Source organism: Brevibacillus sp. MS2.2 (assembly GCF_013284345.1).
GTDB lineage: Bacteria > Bacillota > Bacilli > Brevibacillales > Brevibacillaceae > Brevibacillus > Brevibacillus brevis_C.
Window position 1 is genome coordinate 182616 of record NZ_JABSUZ010000006.1, and the last position, 16184, is coordinate 198799.

Below are 16184 nucleotides of genomic sequence, written 5' to 3' on the forward strand. Positions count from 1 at the left end.
GTGCAAGGATGCTCACACATGTGTATATGATCCGCCACGCAGAATCTCCGTACATTCAGGATCAGGAGAAAACACGCGGATTGTCTGAAAAGGGCTGGCAAGATGCGCAATGTGTAGCAGAAATCTTGCAAGGGGAACAAATTGACGTGTTTGTCTCCAGCCCTTATGCAAGAGCCATCCAGACAATTGAAACTACGGCGAAGCAAGCGAATCGGGAAATCAAGCTGGAACCGGATTTCCGCGAGCGCGAATTAGGTGCTTGGGTAGAGTGCTTTGAGCATTTTGCACAGGCTGTCGAGCATGTATTTGCAAATCGTGAGTTCGCTTTCGCAGGGGGAGAATCGAATGCGGTAGCGGGGGAAAGAGGACTCGCTGCCTTGCAGGAAGTTTTGGATCACCATCGAGGCAAAAAAGTCGCGATTGGCATCCATGGAAACATCATGACGATCATCATGAATCATTACGATCCATCGTACGATTTCTCCTTTTGGAAAAAGACCTCGATGCCCGATATTTATAAACTAAGCTTTGAGGAAGATCAATTGATTCAGGTAGAACGTCTTTGGAATGACAATCACTAAATAAAGAAGCCGTCTCCCGTATGATACGAGAGGCGGCTGTTCTTTTTCTATTATTCGTGATCTTCCAGATCAGTAATAAGCGTCCATAAGGACATACCTTTGGAGGCTTTGAACAAAAATGCATGCTTCTCATCCCGCAAAGGCAGTAGAGCAACCAGTGCCTCTGCTTTTGTGGCAAAATGCAGCTTGTTCCCCGTGTAAGCATCGTGGAGATGGCGTGTATCCTCACCGACTGTCACGAGCAGCTTGAATCTCTCAGCGATGTCTTGAATCGAGGCTCCTACGCCCGCGTGCATAGCCCCGCTATCTGGACCGAGCTCATACATGTCACCTAACACGATGACTCTTGCGCGCTCAGAGTACAGCTCAGCAAACGTCCGTACAGCAGCCTCCATGGAGACGGGGCTGGCATTATACGCATCACTGATATACACAGCACCGTGCTTGGAGTTCATTTGCTCAAACCGCATGGCGGAGAGCTGAACGGTGGACAAGGCGTGTGTGATTTGTTCAGTATCCATTCCGAGCCTCTTGGCAATCGCGACAGCAGGCAGTGCATTCAGGACACTGTGGCGGCCATGCAACGGCAGGAATGCCTCGAACTCCTCCCCGGAGGCAAAGCATACTTTGAAACGAGTCCCACCTTCAACCGTTTCGATTTGCTCCGCCCAAATATCCGCCTTCTCATTAACAGAGTAGTATAGGAGTTCACCTGGATACAGATGGGCTATCATCCGTAGATACTCCGAATCCTTGTTGAGCAGCACGAGTCCGTCAAGAGCGGTATGAGGAAGCAGCTCCGCCTTTGCGAGAGCAATTTTTTCACGCGTACCAAAATACTCAATATGGGATTCCCCGATAAAGGTAATCACGCTAATATCTGGCTGGACCAGCGATGCGAGCAGATCGATTTCCCCAGCGTGGTTCATCCCGAGCTCTAGTACAGCAGCATGATGTTGTTCTTCCATCTGCAATAACGACAAAGGTACACCGATGTGGTTGTTGAAGTTTTTATACGTCTTGTATACGGGCGAACGGCTCGCAAGTACGTGTGCCACTATGTCCTTTACGGTTGTTTTCCCGATACTTCCTGTAATGGCGATGCGAGGGAACGAAAAGCTTTTCCGATAAGCGGCAGCCAGCTTTTGAAAGCCACGCAGTGTATCATTGACGAGAATTAACCCAAAATCATTTGGCAAGTTCGCAGGAATCTTCTCCTGATTCGAAACGAGTGCAGCTACAGCTCCTTGTTCAGCTGCTTGTAACAAAAAATCATGTCCATCCCGTGCGCCGCCTGTCAGCGCTACAAACAAAGATCCCGCAGTCAGCTCGCGGGTATCAAAGTGAACGGATGACAAGGCAAGCCCTGGGGAACCAGCGAGCAAAATCCCTTCTGCGTTGATTGCTGCCTGATCCAGTGCAATTGGTTTCATCTGCACGAACTCCTTTTTCTTGTTATCCTGTTTCAACCTCGAAGTCATGCTACCATGCGTCAGGTAGTGCCGCAAGACAAAAGTGAGGGAATGTGATAGGATCAATTCTTACATACATAACTATCCACATACAGAGGAAGAAAGGAGTCTCCCATGGAAAAAAGTATTTTTACCAAAATCATGGACGGTGAAATTCCTGCTCGTATCGAGTATGAGGATGAGCACGTCATCGTCATCCACGATATTGCACCAAAAGCACGCGTTCACTTGTTGATTATCCCGCGTAAGCCAATTCCCACGCTTATGGATGTAAGTGCCGAGGACCTGCCGCTGATCGGGCATATCCACCATGTAGCACAACTCTTGGCGAAAAAGCTGGAACTGCCAGGTTTTCGCCTGATTAACAACTGTGGTAAAGAGGGTGGACAAGAGGTTTTCCACATCCATTATCACCTTTTGTCCGGTTTTTACGAATAAAATTGAACTAAAGGTTGACCTTCTTTAGTCATCTATCCTATAATGAAGTGTGACAGTCTGTTCGTACGTTCGACTCAGGCGTCCCACGGTTTTAGCGGAGGGAGGGAAGACAAATGGCAGAAATTCGAGTCAAGAAAAACGAGTCTTTGGATAGCGCACTTCGCCGCTTCAAGCGTGAAAGCGCAAAATCCGGGGTGATGGCGGAACTGCGTAAACGTCGCCACTTTGAGAAGCCTAGCATTAAGCGCAAGAAGAAATCCGAAGCAGCTCGCAAGCGCAAGTTTTAATTGACGGAGGGCTCATCATGAGTGTAATGGAGCGACTCGATCAAGATATGAAGCAAGCAATGAAGGACAGAGCTGCTCTAAAACTCTCTGTTATTCGCATGGTGAAAGCCGCATTAAAGAACGAAGAGATTAACAAGGGCAGACTTTTGTCTGAAGACGAAGTGCTGACCATCTTGACTCGTGAGTTAAAACAACGCCGTGAATCCCTCCACGAATTTGAGAAGGCAGGCCGCGTGGAACTTGCCTCGAAAACGCGCGAAGAGATCGACGTGCTCTCCGCTTACTTACCCGCTCAGCTTAGCGAAGACGAAATTCGTGATATCGTTCGGGAAGGTATCGCAGCTACCAATGCCTCCTCCAAAAAGGAGATGGGCAAAGTGATGGGTGCGATCATGCCGAAAGTGAAAGGCAGAGCAGACGGAAACCTCGTGCAAAAGATTGTATCTGAGGAACTACCATCGTAGACGAGAGTAACACCTCATATAGATACGAACAGAAAAACTCAACCTGTAAAGGTTGGGTTTTTCTTTTTTTCCAAATGTGAAATAAATATGAAACGATTGCCACTCTCTTTCGTATACCTTATTGCACATACGTTGAAGCTGATAGAAGGAAAGGAGGTACATGCAATGAGTGCAGCAAGGCTAGTAAAAAGCCGCATGCGATTGCTTTTTTCACTTCTTTGCCTGATTATGGGAATGACGATGCTTCTTGCTCCCGCATCCACAACAGCCCAGACCTATCAAAAAGCTGTCTGGATTCCAGTAGATAGCACGATCGAGCGAGGGTTGGAGAGCTTTTTGCACAGAGCATTTGCTGACGCACAGGAGCAGCAGGCAGACCTTGTTATTTTGCATATCAATACGCCAGGTGGAGAAGTGAACGCTGCCGACCAAATTGGACAGTTGATCCGTCAGGCTCCCATGCATGTGATAGCCTATATTGATAACCAGGCTTTTTCAGCGGGAACTTACATCGCCCTGAATGCAAATGAAATTATTATGACTCCAGGCAGTAGCATGGGGGCAGCCGCACCGATTGACTTGGCAGGGAATGCAGCAGATATCAAGTTCATTTCCGGTTGGAGCAATAAAATGATGGCGGCAGCGGAGTTGAACAATCGCAATCCTGACGTTGCTCGCGCGATGGTGGAAATCGATACAGAATTCCCCGGATTAAAGCCAAAAGGTACGGTACTGTCTCTCGATGCCCAACAAGCGAAACGGTTAGGTTATGCGGATGATGTGGTGTCCAATAAGGAAGAACTGCTCAAAAAGCTCGGTATTCAGCCAGATTCCCTTCAGGCGATTGAGCCAACAGGTGGAGAGCTAGTCGCTAGGTGGGTGACGAGTCCCATTGTGATGAGTCTTCTGCTCATCATTGGATTGGGCGGAATTGTAGTAGAACTGTTTGCCCCTGGTTTTGGTGTTGCAGGGACGATTTCACTCGTCGCGTTCAGTCTATATTTCTTTGGACATTATGTAGCGGGATTTGCCAACTGGTTGCACATCGGACTGTTTGTCTTCGGAATCTTACTGATGCTTCTGGAAATTTTTCTCCCGGGCGGCATTGTCGGTGCGATTGGTTTCGTGAGTATTGTGACAGGTCTCGTAATGGCAGCCTATGACACGCAGCAAGGGCTTGCATCGCTAGGCGTGGCCGCTCTGATCACTGCAATTGTAGCATTCATGCTAGTGAAGAGATACGGGGTCAAAGGTCTCTTCAACAAGTTTGTCCTGGGTGACACGCAGCGTAATGAAGAAGGCTACGTTGCTCCGCGCGATCAGCGTGAGCTGGAAGGAAAATCAGGCATCGCCCTAACACCATTGCGCCCGGCAGGGGTCGTCAAGGTGGAAGGAAAACGTGTGGATGCAGTATCGGTTGGTGGTTTCATTGAAGCGGGTACCGCCATCACCGTAGTGCAAGTAGAAGGCACGCGTATCGTCGTTGCCGAACTAGAACAAAAGGAGTGAGCACTTCATGTTTGAAGGCGGTTTGATTCCCCTTATTTTTATGGTGGCAGTAGCCATCGTCGTACTTTCTGTTTTCTTCTCGTTCGTACCAGTCATGCTCTGGATTTCTGCACTGGCTTCCGGTGTGAATATCGGGATTATTACTCTCGTCGCTATGCGCTTGCGTCGCGTCGTACCATCCCGTATCGTGAATCCGTTGATTAAAGCGCGTAAAGCGGGCTTGCAACTGGATACAAACCAATTGGAGAGCCATTATCTCGCAGGCGGTAACGTTGACCGTGTAGTAGATGCGCTCGTAGCAGCACAACGAGCAGATATTCCACTTGGCTTTGAACGAGCAGCAGCCATTGATCTGGCTGGTCGTGATGTATTGGAAGCGGTACAAATGAGCGTTAACCCGAAAGTGATTGAAACACCTGTGGTAGCAGCAATGGCAAAGGACGGTATCGAGCTGCGCACTCGTGCAAAAGTAACGGTTCGTGCCAACATCGATCGATTGGTCGGTGGTGCTGGTGAAGAAACGATCATCGCCCGTGTAGGTGAGGGGATCGTATCGACCATTGGTTCGTCAAAAGGACATAAGGACGTATTGGAAAATCCGGATCTGATCTCTAAAACGGTATTGAATAAAGGTTTGGATGCCGGAACTGCTTTTGAAATTCTCTCGATTGATATTGCGGACGTGGATGTAGGGAAGAACATTGGGGCACAATTGCAAACCGACCAAGCGGAAGCAGATAAACGTATTGCCCAAGCGAAAGCGGAAGAGCGTCGTGCCATGGCGGTAGCCCAAGAGCAGGAAATGATTGCGCGCGTACAAGAGATGAAGGCAAAAGTAGTAGAAGCCGAAGCACAGGTACCACTCGCTTTGTCCGAAGCATTGAAAAGTGGCAAAATGGGCGTAATGGATTATTACAACATGCAAAACATTGCTGCTGATACACAAATGCGTCAATCCTTCGGGCATGCAGGTGACAAACAAGAGCCTGCTTTGCCAGACGAGAAAGAATAAGGGCGATTGCCATGGAAGATCTCATGGATCTCGTCGTAGATTTATTGGGTTTAGTCGAGTGGATCATCCCGCTCATCGGCAAGTTCTGGTTTGTTATCCTTGGTTACTTAGGATATAAAGCTCTTGGCAAAGCCGGAAAGAAGAAGATGTCTCAAGGCAAACAAATGCCTCCGCTTACCCCGGCTACAACGTCGGATATCCCTATGGAAAATAAGGATTACGGTAGAGAGACGGTGCGGGCATCCTCCAAATACGAGCCACCTCAGCAAGAATCGATGGAAGGGATTGGAGTTGAGCAGGAATGGGCATTCTCCAGAACAGCTCGTGCTTCAACGGGTCCAACCATCACAGTAAAGCAATCGGAAACGATGAAGGTCGCTGATTCGGAACGAGTAGGAACACTCCCATCGAAACACGGCAATCCGCGTGATGGGATGAAATGGGCGCTCATTTTTGGAGAACCGCGCTCAAAAGCTCCGTATGCCCAGCAGGTTCGGCAAAGAAAAATTTTATAATAGTAGCCAGTCAAACAGGTGAACTTCGGTTCGCCTGTTTTTTATTGATAAGCAACGTCTTATGTCGAAAAATATCGAATAACTTATCTTGTTTCTCGTATCCTTGTTGACTATCCTGAATGTAAAGAAAATTCTCCCAATAGAAGAAGGGGTAGAGGTCAAGCGATGAATCAACAAATTTTTGAACAAATGGGGCGGTTTCGTCAAAAAGTGATTCGGCTTGCCATCTTCGAAAACAAATCGATATATGAAACAGCGATCGCGTGCGGTTGTTCAGTTGAGAAAGTAAAGCGAGTCATGAAAAAATGGAAGGCGCTTACAAAAGAAAAAGAGCTGGTTTCTTCTGCAAAAGAAAGCAAATAATCAATGGAGTTTGTTGAAGTATTCCAAAGACGGAGCTCTCACCTGCTTGCTAATTAGCGAGCGCTGAGGGCTCTTTTTTTGTGACTGTTTTTGATGAATGCCTCTTTGTGCTCGCGCATACGCATAGATAAGAATGGTTTTGCACCTGCAAACAGATGAGCTCGTCATATTCGCCAATATATAGAACGAGAAGGGGGGCTAATCCATGAAGCGTTGGAGCCGCCGTCTGCGCCAGTTGGCCGGAGGGGTGTTGGATCTGCCGCAAGATGTAGTCCTGGAAGTCCCGCGCATCACGATGATCGGTCATTTGCAAATGTATATAGAGAATCATCGAGGAGTTTTGCATTTTAGCGAAAAAGAGCTTCGTCTGCTGTTGACGAACGGTCAAATGATTGTTTCAGGTGAACAGCTTGTCATCCGAGCGATTTTGCCTGAGGAGGTTTTGTTAGAAGGGAGAATCGGTGGCGTGAAATTTTTGGAGACGGGACCACAGAGCTCGTAATCTTTTTTAGTGGGAGGGGGCGGCACGTATGCGGTATGGAATCAAGGAGTGGGTGGATGGACATGTAACCATTACCGTTCGGGGAAAACGATTTGAGCGGATGCTAAATATGGCCGTGCGGGATGGGATTAGAATCTGGAATATTCGCAGAGTAGGAGAAGAGGTGACTCGCTGCGATATTTTAATTCGTGATTATTTTCGTTTACGACCGCTTTTAAAAGAGACAGGCTGTCGTAGTCACGTCGAAGCAAGAGACGGGCTACCTTTCTGGCTCTTGCGGTTACGCAGACGATCTGGATTGGCAATTGGGGCAGCCCTTTTTTTCATCGGATTGTACATGCTCTCCTCTTTTGTTTGGAGTGTCGAAGTGAGTGGGACCAAAATGGTTGATCCGCGACGAGTGATTCAAGCCGCTGAACAAGTGGGGATTAAAGAAGGGGCATGGAAGGTCAAACTAAAAGAACCGTTGGTTTTGCAAAAAGAGCTGTTGAGTCTGCTGCCTGAAGCGTCTTGGGTTGGAATCGAGATTCAAGGAACCAAAGTCATGCTTCAAGTGGTTGAAAAAGAGGCGCCCGTAAAGCCGCTTGCAACAGGTCCACGGCATCTTGTAGCAAAAAAGAGGGCTGTCGTCCATAAAATTCTTCCGGAGGTTGGTCGCAGTCAGGTTGTGAGCAATCAATTGGTTGAAAAAGGCCAAGTGCTCATCTCGGGGATCATTGGCAATGACGCTCGTCAACAAGCAGTATCAGCGCGAGGCAAGGTGCAAGGGGAAGTGTGGTATATGAGTAACACATCGGTCCCGCTAAAACAAACGATGTATCGTTTGACGGGAGAAAAACTGGAGCATCAATACCTTCTTGTAGGCCCCTATGCGATCTATGTGTGGCCATTTGAAAAACAGTCCTTTGCACAAGCTGAAGTGGCAGAACAACGGTTTTTGCCCTCGTACGCGGGATATACCTCTCCACTTGGCTGGAAGACAGTAACGTACGCGCAAACAGCACCCGTTCAAACAGAAATGAGCGTGGAGGAAGCGATGGAACTGGCTAAAAAATTTGCCAGGGAGGATATCTTGAAAAAAGCTGGAAAAGATGCGTTCATTCAGGACGAAAAAGTTTTGCACGTCACAACAGAGAATGGTAAAGTTTACGTAAGCATTCATTTTTCCGTCATTGAAGATATTGCCATTGAACAGCCTTTCATTGGGCAGTGAGGATGGCAAGCAAATGACGCATTGCTGATTACCGTTGCAAGGAGATGGAAGCCTGTTGCACGTACAAGATGAGGTAAGAATCCCGTTTTCAGACGCATCTGAGGCCTTGCTGTTGTTCGGACCACATGACGCGTACCTAACACTGATCGAGCAAAGAAGTTCCGCCAAAATCATGACCCGAGAAGGCGAACTGGTTATTAGCGGGGATAAGCCGGAAGTGGACAAACTGACAGAGTTGATTGAAATTCTGCTACAGTTAATTCGCAGAGGGATTGCCCTGTCCGAACGAGACATCTCTTATGCGATGTCGTTGATTGAACGGGGAGAAGGTGCCCAACTGCTCGATGTGTATGATGAAGAAGTCGCTCGTACCCAACGTGGCAAAGTAATCAGGGCAAAGACTCTGGGCCAGCGTCATTACTTGTCTGCGATCAAGAAGCATGACATTGTGTTTGGAATTGGACCAGCTGGGACCGGAAAAACGTATTTGGCTGTTGTCACAGCAGTAAATGCGTTGAAAAATGCGCGTGTCAAACGGATCGTTCTTACCAGACCGGCCGTAGAAGCGGGAGAGAGCCTTGGGTTTTTGCCAGGAGATTTGCAGGAAAAAGTAGACCCTTACCTGCGTCCGCTCTATGATGCCTTGTACGACATGCTGGGCAATGAACAAGTCGCCAAAATGATGGAACGTGGACTCATTGAGGTTGCACCTTTGGCGTACATGCGTGGTCGTACGCTCGAAGATTCCTTTGTCATTTTGGATGAAGCCCAGAACACAACTCCCGAGCAAATGAAAATGTTTTTGACCAGGCTTGGCTTTGGTTCCAAAATGGTCATTACGGGTGATGTGACCCAGGTGGATTTGCCAAAAGGCAAGAAATCCGGATTGCGCGAAGCACAGCGCATCTTAAGCCCGATTTCCGATGTAGCCTTTATTCATTTCCAAGAGGGAGATGTCGTTCGTCACAGTCTGGTACAAAAAATCATCGCTGCCTATGCCAAGGAAGAAGTAGAACACGGCTATTAATAAATGGCGTCACAAAAAGGAGATCGTTTACCTGTGTTATCTGTAGAAATCCTTCATGAAGAAATCGAATCGATCGATGAGAATTTGCAAAACCTGCTTGTCCGTTGCCTGGAAGCAGCGGCAAAGCTGGAAGACGTACAAGGAGAAGTAGTTGTCACGTTGGTGAACAACGAGCGCATCCACGAGTTGAATCGCGACTATCGAGGTGTTGATCGGCCTACGGATGTTCTGTCCTTTGCGATGAACGAGCCGGGCGAAGGGGAAATGGAAATCTTCATCGATGAGGATGAGGCCAGCGAGTTTCCGAATATGCTTGGAGATATCATCATCTCGGTGCCAAAAGCACATGAGCAGGCCGAAGACTATGGCCATTCATTCGAACGCGAACTCGGATTTCTCACGGTTCATGGTTTTCTTCACCTTCTGGGCTATGATCATGGGACGCCAGAAGAAGAGAAGGAAATGTTTTCACGTCAAGAAAAGGTGCTGGAAGAAATCGGCTTGACGAGGTAGGAGATTACGTTGAAGGAATGGCGACGATTGACTCGCAGCTTCACCTACGCTCTGCAAGGAATTTCCTATACCGTACGGACACAGCGAAACATGCAAATCCACGTAGCCGCAGCCATTGTGGTGCTGGCGGCAGCGTGGTGGCTGCAGATACCCCGCAGCGATGTTTTGCTGGTCCTTTTTTCTATCGGTCTGGTTTTCTCCCTTGAGCTGGTAAACACCGCGATTGAAGCAGTCGTTGATTTAGCTTCCCCGGAATGGCACGTCAAGGCGAAGATTGCCAAAGATGTGGGAGCAGGAGCTGTACTTGTGGCGGCGATTCTGTCCCTTATCATTGGAGTTCTCGTATTTGGACAGCCACTGTTGCAAAAAGTATGGGGATAGTTTTTACTAGTAGAGAAGAAGAAGGTTTTTCATAAGCCAAAATAAGGTACCGGACGGGTCATTGTAGTTGACCTTTCAGTCTGGTTTCTTCGTGTCTCATTGGACACATTCTGTTGTGAAATGATGTTAAAGATCAACCATATGAGGAATGATGAGAATGGATAAGCAATCATTATTAGCACAAGCAATCGAAGCCAGAAAGCTCGCTTATGTACCATACTCCAAGTTTCAGGTAGGAGCAGCTCTTTTAGCTGAGAGTGGCAAGGTTTATTTGGGAGGCAATATTGAAAATGCAGCGTACTCGCTGTGCAACTGCGCAGAGCGTACGGCTCTTTTTAAAGCGTACTCAGAAGGCGATCGGACTTACAAGGCATTAGCCGTCGCTGCCGATACACCGCAAGCTGTATCACCATGTGGAGCTTGCCGACAAGTCATGGCAGAGCTGTGCCCGCCGGACATGCCTGTATTTTTGACGAATCTCAAAGGCGACATTTGGGAAACAACAGTATCTGCCCTGCTTCCAGGCGCATTCACCAAGGAGGATTTACGTGGATAATCGCAAGACCAAGCAATCGTTTAAATCGGGCTTTGTTTCTATTGTGGGACGGCCAAATGTTGGAAAATCAACATTGTTGAATCATATTGTGGGACATAAAATCGCTATCATGTCGAACAAGCCGCAAACGACACGCAACAAAATTACAGCGGTGCATACGACAGAAGAGGGTCAAATTATTTTCTTGGATACACCGGGGATTCACAAGCCTCAATCCAAACTTGGAAACTACATGGTTTCGGTTGCCGAAAATACATTGAATGAAGTAGATCTCGTTTTGTTTGTTGTCGATGCAACTGAAAAACGCGGAGCCGGGGACGACTACATCATCGAGCGGTTGAAGCAGGTCAAAACGCCAGTATTTTTGGTCATCAACAAAATTGACAAGGTGCACCCGGAAGCACTGCTGCCGATTATTGACGATTACCGCAAATTGTATGATTTCAAGCAAATTGTTCCAATCTCTGCACTGGAAGGTAACAATACAGGGTCATTGCAGCAGGCTATTTTGGGCGAAATGGAAGAAGGCCCGATGTATTACCCTGCCGATCAGGTGACAGACCATCCGGAACGCTTTGTAGCAGCCGAGTTGATTCGGGAAAAAGTTCTGCATTTGACGAGAGAAGAAGTACCGCACTCCATTGCTGTCGTAATTGAAGAGATGAAGCGAGGCGAAAATGGTAAAACGCTTTACATTTACGCCGCCATTTACGTAGAGCGGGATTCCCAGCGCGGTATTTTGATTGGGCAAAAGGGTCAGATGCTCAAAGAAATCGGTCAACGTGCGCGCAAGGATATCGAGCGGTTGATGGGGGACCAAGTATTTTTGGAGCTCTGGATCAAAGTGAAAAAGGATTGGCGCAACCAAGAGCGGATGCTGCGTAACTTCGGTTTCTACGACGAGCAATAATATTCCCGGCGCGATGTGTTAATTTTTCCAAGGCATAGAATAACGGGCAAAGGTGATTCTAAGAAGGAAGTGGATAGACCCGATATAGGAAAGGATGATGCTCCATGCTTCGTGACTTTTCTTGGAGAGTTTTCGCTTCAACCGGTGATATCCATGCTTACCTTCTCTACCGTGATCACCATCAAACGGATGTTTCCAGCGAGGAAGCCTCGTTTGATCTCGCCCAGGAAGAATTGGGTGACACGCAGGCATGCTTGTAAAGTGGGAAGGGATTGTCATTCGCAGTGTGGACTATGGTGAGTCCAGTAAAGTGGTGACATTGTTTACCCGGGAGAACGGCAAATTAGGCGTGATGGCCCGAGGTGCCAAAAAGACCAAAAGCCGTCTTGCCGCCGTCTCCCAGTTGTTTTCGCATAGTTATTATCTATGCAAGGCAGGACCCGGGACAGGAATGCCCGATCTCTCTCAGGGAGATATGCTGGATTCGTTCCGGGATATGCGGCAAAGCCTGACTGCTACGGCTTATGCCGCATACATAGCAGAACTGTTGGATCGATTGACGCAGGAAAAGGAGCCCAATCCCTACTTGTTTCAGCTACTCCTTCATACGTTCCGCCATTTGGATGAAGGACGAGATGCCGAGATCCTGTGTCGGATTTTTGAGACCAAGATGCTCATTGTAGCGGGGATATCCCCGCAGCTTACAGCGTGTGTAAACTGTGGCGAACAGCGCGAGCCCTATGCGATCAGTGTGGGACAGGGCGGGCTGTTGTGCCCAGTTTGCTTGCCTTCCGATTCGTATGCGATAGCAGTTACACCCTCGACCTGGAAGCTGTTACGGCTGTTCCAGGTATTTGATTTGGAGCGGCTTGGTGACATTGAAGTAAAACCGGCTACACGCAACCAGCTCAAGCATGTGCTGCGTAGCTTCATGGACGAGTATTTGGATCTCAAGCTGAAAAGTCGAGCATTTCTGGAACAACTGGAGCGTATGGAAAGAATGACCCAAACAGATCAGGACTAATTGACATACGAATTTGTTTTCGTTATGATAAGAACCAAACTTGTATACCGAATGTTGCCGTGAAGGAAAAGAGTAGTCGGCCACTGGCTGTGAATAGCGAATCGGGGATAGTGGAAGCCCGGTCGCCATGCTGATGAAGGGCGTTCTGGAGCAATTTAATTGTAAGGTGGGCGAAGAAGTCATTCGCCAAGTAGGGTGGAACCGCGAGAATCCTCTCGTCCCTACACTGTCGCATCAGGCAGTGTAGAGGCGGGAGGTTTTTTTAGTTTCGACTTAAAGCCAAGTTCTAAAAAGTTTAGAGGAGGAAAAAGCATGAAAATGACATTTCAAGACATCATTTTGACGCTGCAAAACTTTTGGGCAAAGCAAAACTGTCTCATTGTCCAGCCGTATGACGTTGAAAAAGGGGCAGGTACGCTAAATCCAATGACCTTCCTTCGTTCCATTGGACCTGAGCCGTGGAATGTGGCATATGTAGAGCCTTCCCGTCGCCCGGCTGACGGACGCTATGGGGAAAACCCGAACCGTTTGTATCAGCATCACCAGTTCCAAGTAATCATGAAGCCATCACCGGACAACATTCAGGAGCTGTACCTGGAGAGCTTGCGCGAACTCGGAATTGAGCCACTTGAGCATGACATCCGATTTGTAGAGGACAACTGGGAACACCCGGGTCTCGGCGCATGGGGCTTAGGCTGGGAAGTTTGGCTGGACGGAATGGAAATCACACAGTTCACGTACTTCCAGCAAGTGGGCGGTCTGGAATGTAAACCAGTGGCAGTCGAGCTGACTTACGGACTGGAGCGTTTGGCTTCCTATATTCAAGAGAAAGAAAATGTGTTTGATCTGGAATGGTGCAACGGATATACGTACGGTGATGTATTCCTGCAACCAGAATACGAGCATTCCAAATACACATTTGAGCTGTCTGATGTCGACATGCTGTTCTCTCTCTACAATACGTATGAGGCAGAAGCAAAAAGACTGATGGCACAGAGACTGGTTTACCCGGCATACGACTACGTTCTGAAATGCTCCCACACCTTCAATTTGCTTGATGCGCGTGGAGCCATCAGTGTGACGGAGCGTACAGGCTACATCGCTCGTGTACGTAATCTGTCTCGTGAAGTAGCACAAACCTACTACAAAGAGCGTGAGCGCCTCGGTTTCCCGCTTTTGCAAAAAGGCAATGCAGACGCTGCGGATCAAGTGAATCAGGTGAAGGGAGAGGATACAAATGAGTAAGCGCGATCTACTCGTAGAGGTTGGTTTGGAAGAAATGCCTGCTCGTTTTGTCGCACAGGCAGCGGCACAATTCAAGGAAAAAGTAGAAAAGTGGCTGACTGCTGAACGCGTGCCGTTTGATCAAATTACGGCATTGGAGACACCTCGTCGTTTTGCCCTGTTGATCAATGGATTGGCAGAAAAGCAGCCTGACCGCAATGATGAAGCGAAGGGTCCTGCACGCAAAATCGCACAAGATGAAGCGGGCAATTGGTCCAAGGCAGCACTCGGTTTTGCACGAAGCAACAATGTTGAGCCAGACCAACTGTATTATAAAGAAGTAAACGGGATCGAGTATGTTCATGCTCGTAAATCCGAAGCGGGAAAACCGACTACCGAGCTTTTGCCGCAACTGGCTGAAGTGATTACCAGCATGAGCTTCCCGAAAAACATGCGCTGGGGCGCACGCGATTTGAAATACGTTCGTCCGATTCGTTGGCTGGTTGCTTTGTTCGGCGATGAATTGATCGATCTGGAGATTGCAGGTGTAAAAAGCGGACGCGTTTCTCGTGGACACCGCTTCTTGGGAACAGAGGTTACGTTGAATCACCCGAGCGAATACGTGAGCAAGCTGGCTGAGCAGTATGTCATGGTGAATCCGGACGAGCGCAGAGCAGCCATTGTAGAACAGATTCATCGCTTGGAGAAGGAAAATGGCTGGACGATTCCAATGGACGAAGGACTTCTGGATGAGGTAGTCCATCTCGTAGAATATCCAACCGCTCTGTACGGTACGTTTGAGCAAGAATTCCTATCTATTCCACGTGAGGTTTTGGTGACCTCCATGCGTGAGCACCAGCGTTATTTCCCTGTTGAAAACGCTCAGGGTCAATTGCTGAATCATTTTGTGACAGTGCGTAACGGTGACAGCCGCGCTCTGGAAAACGTAGCGAAAGGGAATGAAAAAGTTCTTCGCGCACGTCTGTCTGATGCTCGTTTCTTCTACGTGGAAGACCAAAAGCTGTCCATTGAAAGCTGTCTGAAACGTTTGGAGACAATTGTTTACCATGAAGAGCTGGGAACAATCGGTGATAAAGTTCGCCGTGTACGCAAAACTGCTGCGCAAATGGCAAGCAAGCTGGGTGTGAGCGCGGAAGAGACGAAACAAGTAGACCGCATTGCAGAAATCGCAAAATTTGACCTCGTTACCAACATGGTAGGTGAATTCCCTGAACTGCAAGGGATTATGGGTGAAGATTACGCGCGTAAAGCGGGTGAGACTGACCTCGTAGCAAGTGGCGTATTCGAGCATTACCTCCCGCGTTTTGCAGGGGACAAAATGCCAGCTTCCGCCCAAGGCGCTATCGTCAGTCTGGCTGACAAGATGGACACGATCGTAGGCTGCTTCTCGATCGGGATTGTGCCTACTGGCTCACAGGACCCGTATGGTCTGCGCCGTATGGCAGCGGGGATCGTTACGATTTTGGTGGAGCGCGACTGGCAAATTTCTCTTGCCGATCTGTGGAATGCCGCGATGGAAGGCTATGTAGCGCAAGGCGTAAACAAGCGAGCAGCAGAAGACGTGAAAAAGGACCTCGTAGACTTCTTCGCACTCCGTCTGAAAAACGTCTTGCAGGATCATGGCGTGCGCTACGATGTCATTGACGCCGTTCTTGCTGCCGACCTGACACTGGTTCCAGAAGTGCTGGCAAAAGCAAAAGCATTGATGGGAGCGGTACAAACAGAAGAATTCAAGCTGATTGTGGAGCAATTTAACCGGGTAAACAATCTGGCACAAAAAGCGGAAGCAGACCAAGTCAGCGAAGCTCTGTTCGCAGAAGATGTAGAACGTGCCTTGTATCAGGCATTCCAAGCTGTTCAGAAGGATGTAGAGGGTCTGAAGGATCAAGAGAAGGTGCTCGCAACCTTGTCAACCTTGCGCCAGCCGATCAACGCATTCTTTGATAAGGTAATGGTTATGGCCGAAGATCAGGCTGTTCGTGCAAATCGTCTGGGACTTCTCTTGCAACTTTCTCGTGTACTTTATCGCTATGCAGATTTTTCCAAAGTTGTATTCGCGTAAACAAAATATAACCGGTGCCTTCGTCTGAAAATCAGGCGGGGGCACCTTTTTTCCGCGTGAAAGAAGGAATATCCCGTCGAATAGAGTAATACTAGGAAGAGGTAAAGACA

Annotated in this window: 20 protein-coding genes; 19 read left to right on the forward strand and 1 reads right to left on the reverse strand. The window is 48.3% G+C overall.

Annotation, left to right across the window (positions count from 1 at the left end; all coding sequences use genetic code 11):
• The first annotated feature begins 8 nt into the window (after positions 1-8).
• Entirely contained in the window at positions 9-581 is a 573-nt protein-coding gene (locus HP568_RS07785; RefSeq protein WP_173628790.1) for a histidine phosphatase family protein, read from the forward strand.
• Positions 582-631: 50 nt separating this feature from the next.
• Here HP568_RS07785 and HP568_RS07790 read toward each other — a convergent pair whose 3' ends face one another.
• Positions 632-2014, reverse strand: a complete 1383-nt coding sequence (locus HP568_RS07790; protein ID WP_048032285.1) for a UDP-N-acetylmuramoyl-tripeptide--D-alanyl-D-alanine ligase — start codon at positions 2012-2014, stop codon at positions 632-634.
• A gap of 153 nt (positions 2015-2167) precedes the next feature.
• Here HP568_RS07790 and HP568_RS07795 point away from each other — a divergent pair, with 153 nt between their 5' ends.
• From HP568_RS07795 to glyS, 18 genes are all read left to right on the forward strand, one after another.
• A complete protein-coding gene (locus HP568_RS07795; RefSeq protein ID WP_012685763.1) occupies positions 2168-2491 on the forward strand; it encodes a histidine triad nucleotide-binding protein in 324 nt (107 codons plus the stop codon).
• 113 nt (positions 2492-2604) lie between these two features.
• Positions 2605-2778: a 30S ribosomal protein S21 gene (gene rpsU / locus HP568_RS07800; RefSeq protein WP_007727630.1), complete on the forward strand. Its 174-nt coding sequence runs from the start codon at positions 2605-2607 to the stop codon at positions 2776-2778.
• A 17-nt stretch (positions 2779-2795) separates the two neighbouring features.
• Positions 2796-3242: a GatB/YqeY domain-containing protein gene (locus tag HP568_RS07805; protein WP_007727628.1), complete on the forward strand. Its 447-nt coding sequence runs from the start codon at positions 2796-2798 to the stop codon at positions 3240-3242.
• 165 nt (positions 3243-3407) lie between these two features.
• Entirely contained in the window at positions 3408-4751 is a 1344-nt protein-coding gene (locus HP568_RS07810; protein WP_173628791.1) for an NfeD family protein, read from the forward strand.
• Positions 4752-4758: 7 nt separating this feature from the next.
• Positions 4759-5763: a flotillin-like protein FloA gene (floA, locus tag HP568_RS07815; protein WP_048032288.1), complete on the forward strand. Its 1005-nt coding sequence runs from the start codon at positions 4759-4761 to the stop codon at positions 5761-5763.
• 11 nt (positions 5764-5774) lie between these two features.
• Positions 5775-6278, forward strand: a complete 504-nt coding sequence (locus HP568_RS07820; RefSeq protein WP_173628792.1) for a hypothetical protein — start codon at positions 5775-5777, stop codon at positions 6276-6278.
• 165 nt (positions 6279-6443) lie between these two features.
• Positions 6444-6641, forward strand: a complete 198-nt coding sequence (locus HP568_RS07825) for a hypothetical protein (RefSeq protein ID WP_048032290.1) — start codon at positions 6444-6446, stop codon at positions 6639-6641.
• A 205-nt stretch (positions 6642-6846) separates the two neighbouring features.
• Complete coding sequence (gene yqfC / locus HP568_RS07830) at positions 6847-7143, forward strand: sporulation protein YqfC (protein WP_007727617.1); 297 nt, start codon at positions 6847-6849, stop codon at positions 7141-7143.
• Between the two features lie 28 nt (positions 7144-7171).
• The gene (gene yqfD / locus HP568_RS07835; RefSeq protein ID WP_173628793.1) at positions 7172-8356 is read left to right on the forward strand and encodes a sporulation protein YqfD; all 1185 of its coding nucleotides are present in this window, start codon (positions 7172-7174) and stop codon (positions 8354-8356) included.
• A 55-nt stretch (positions 8357-8411) separates the two neighbouring features.
• A complete protein-coding gene (locus tag HP568_RS07840) occupies positions 8412-9383 on the forward strand; it encodes a PhoH family protein (RefSeq protein ID WP_048032293.1) in 972 nt (323 codons plus the stop codon).
• 3 nt (positions 9384-9386) lie between these two features.
• On the forward strand, positions 9387-9896 hold the full coding sequence (gene ybeY, locus HP568_RS07845) for an rRNA maturation RNase YbeY (RefSeq protein ID WP_254551069.1): 510 nt from the start codon (positions 9387-9389) through the stop codon (positions 9894-9896).
• 9 nt (positions 9897-9905) lie between these two features.
• Positions 9906-10277 carry a diacylglycerol kinase family protein gene (locus HP568_RS07850; RefSeq protein WP_048032295.1) on the forward strand — a complete coding sequence of 124 codons (372 nt, stop codon included), beginning with the start codon at positions 9906-9908 and terminating at the stop codon, positions 10275-10277.
• A gap of 157 nt (positions 10278-10434) precedes the next feature.
• The gene (locus tag HP568_RS07855) at positions 10435-10833 is read left to right on the forward strand and encodes a cytidine deaminase (protein ID WP_048032296.1); all 399 of its coding nucleotides are present in this window, start codon (positions 10435-10437) and stop codon (positions 10831-10833) included.
• Positions 10826-11743: a GTPase Era gene (gene era, locus HP568_RS07860; RefSeq protein ID WP_047072508.1), complete on the forward strand. Its 918-nt coding sequence runs from the start codon at positions 10826-10828 to the stop codon at positions 11741-11743. Before HP568_RS07855 ends, era begins: the two co-directional genes overlap by 8 nt.
• 104 nt (positions 11744-11847) lie before the next feature.
• Positions 11848-12003, forward strand: coding sequence for a YqzL family protein (locus tag HP568_RS07865; protein WP_007727602.1), 156 nt, complete (start codon positions 11848-11850; stop codon positions 12001-12003).
• Entirely contained in the window at positions 11994-12767 is a 774-nt protein-coding gene (recO, locus tag HP568_RS07870) for a DNA repair protein RecO (protein WP_173628794.1), read from the forward strand. Before HP568_RS07865 ends, recO begins: the two co-directional genes overlap by 10 nt.
• A 312-nt stretch (positions 12768-13079) precedes the next feature.
• The gene (gene glyQ / locus HP568_RS07875) at positions 13080-14012 is read left to right on the forward strand and encodes a glycine--tRNA ligase subunit alpha (RefSeq protein ID WP_082195904.1); all 933 of its coding nucleotides are present in this window, start codon (positions 13080-13082) and stop codon (positions 14010-14012) included.
• Entirely contained in the window at positions 14005-16074 is a 2070-nt protein-coding gene (gene glyS / locus HP568_RS07880) for a glycine--tRNA ligase subunit beta (protein WP_048032298.1), read from the forward strand. The genes glyQ and glyS overlap by 8 nt, the downstream gene beginning before the upstream one ends.
• Positions 16075-16184: the final 110 nt, after the last annotated feature.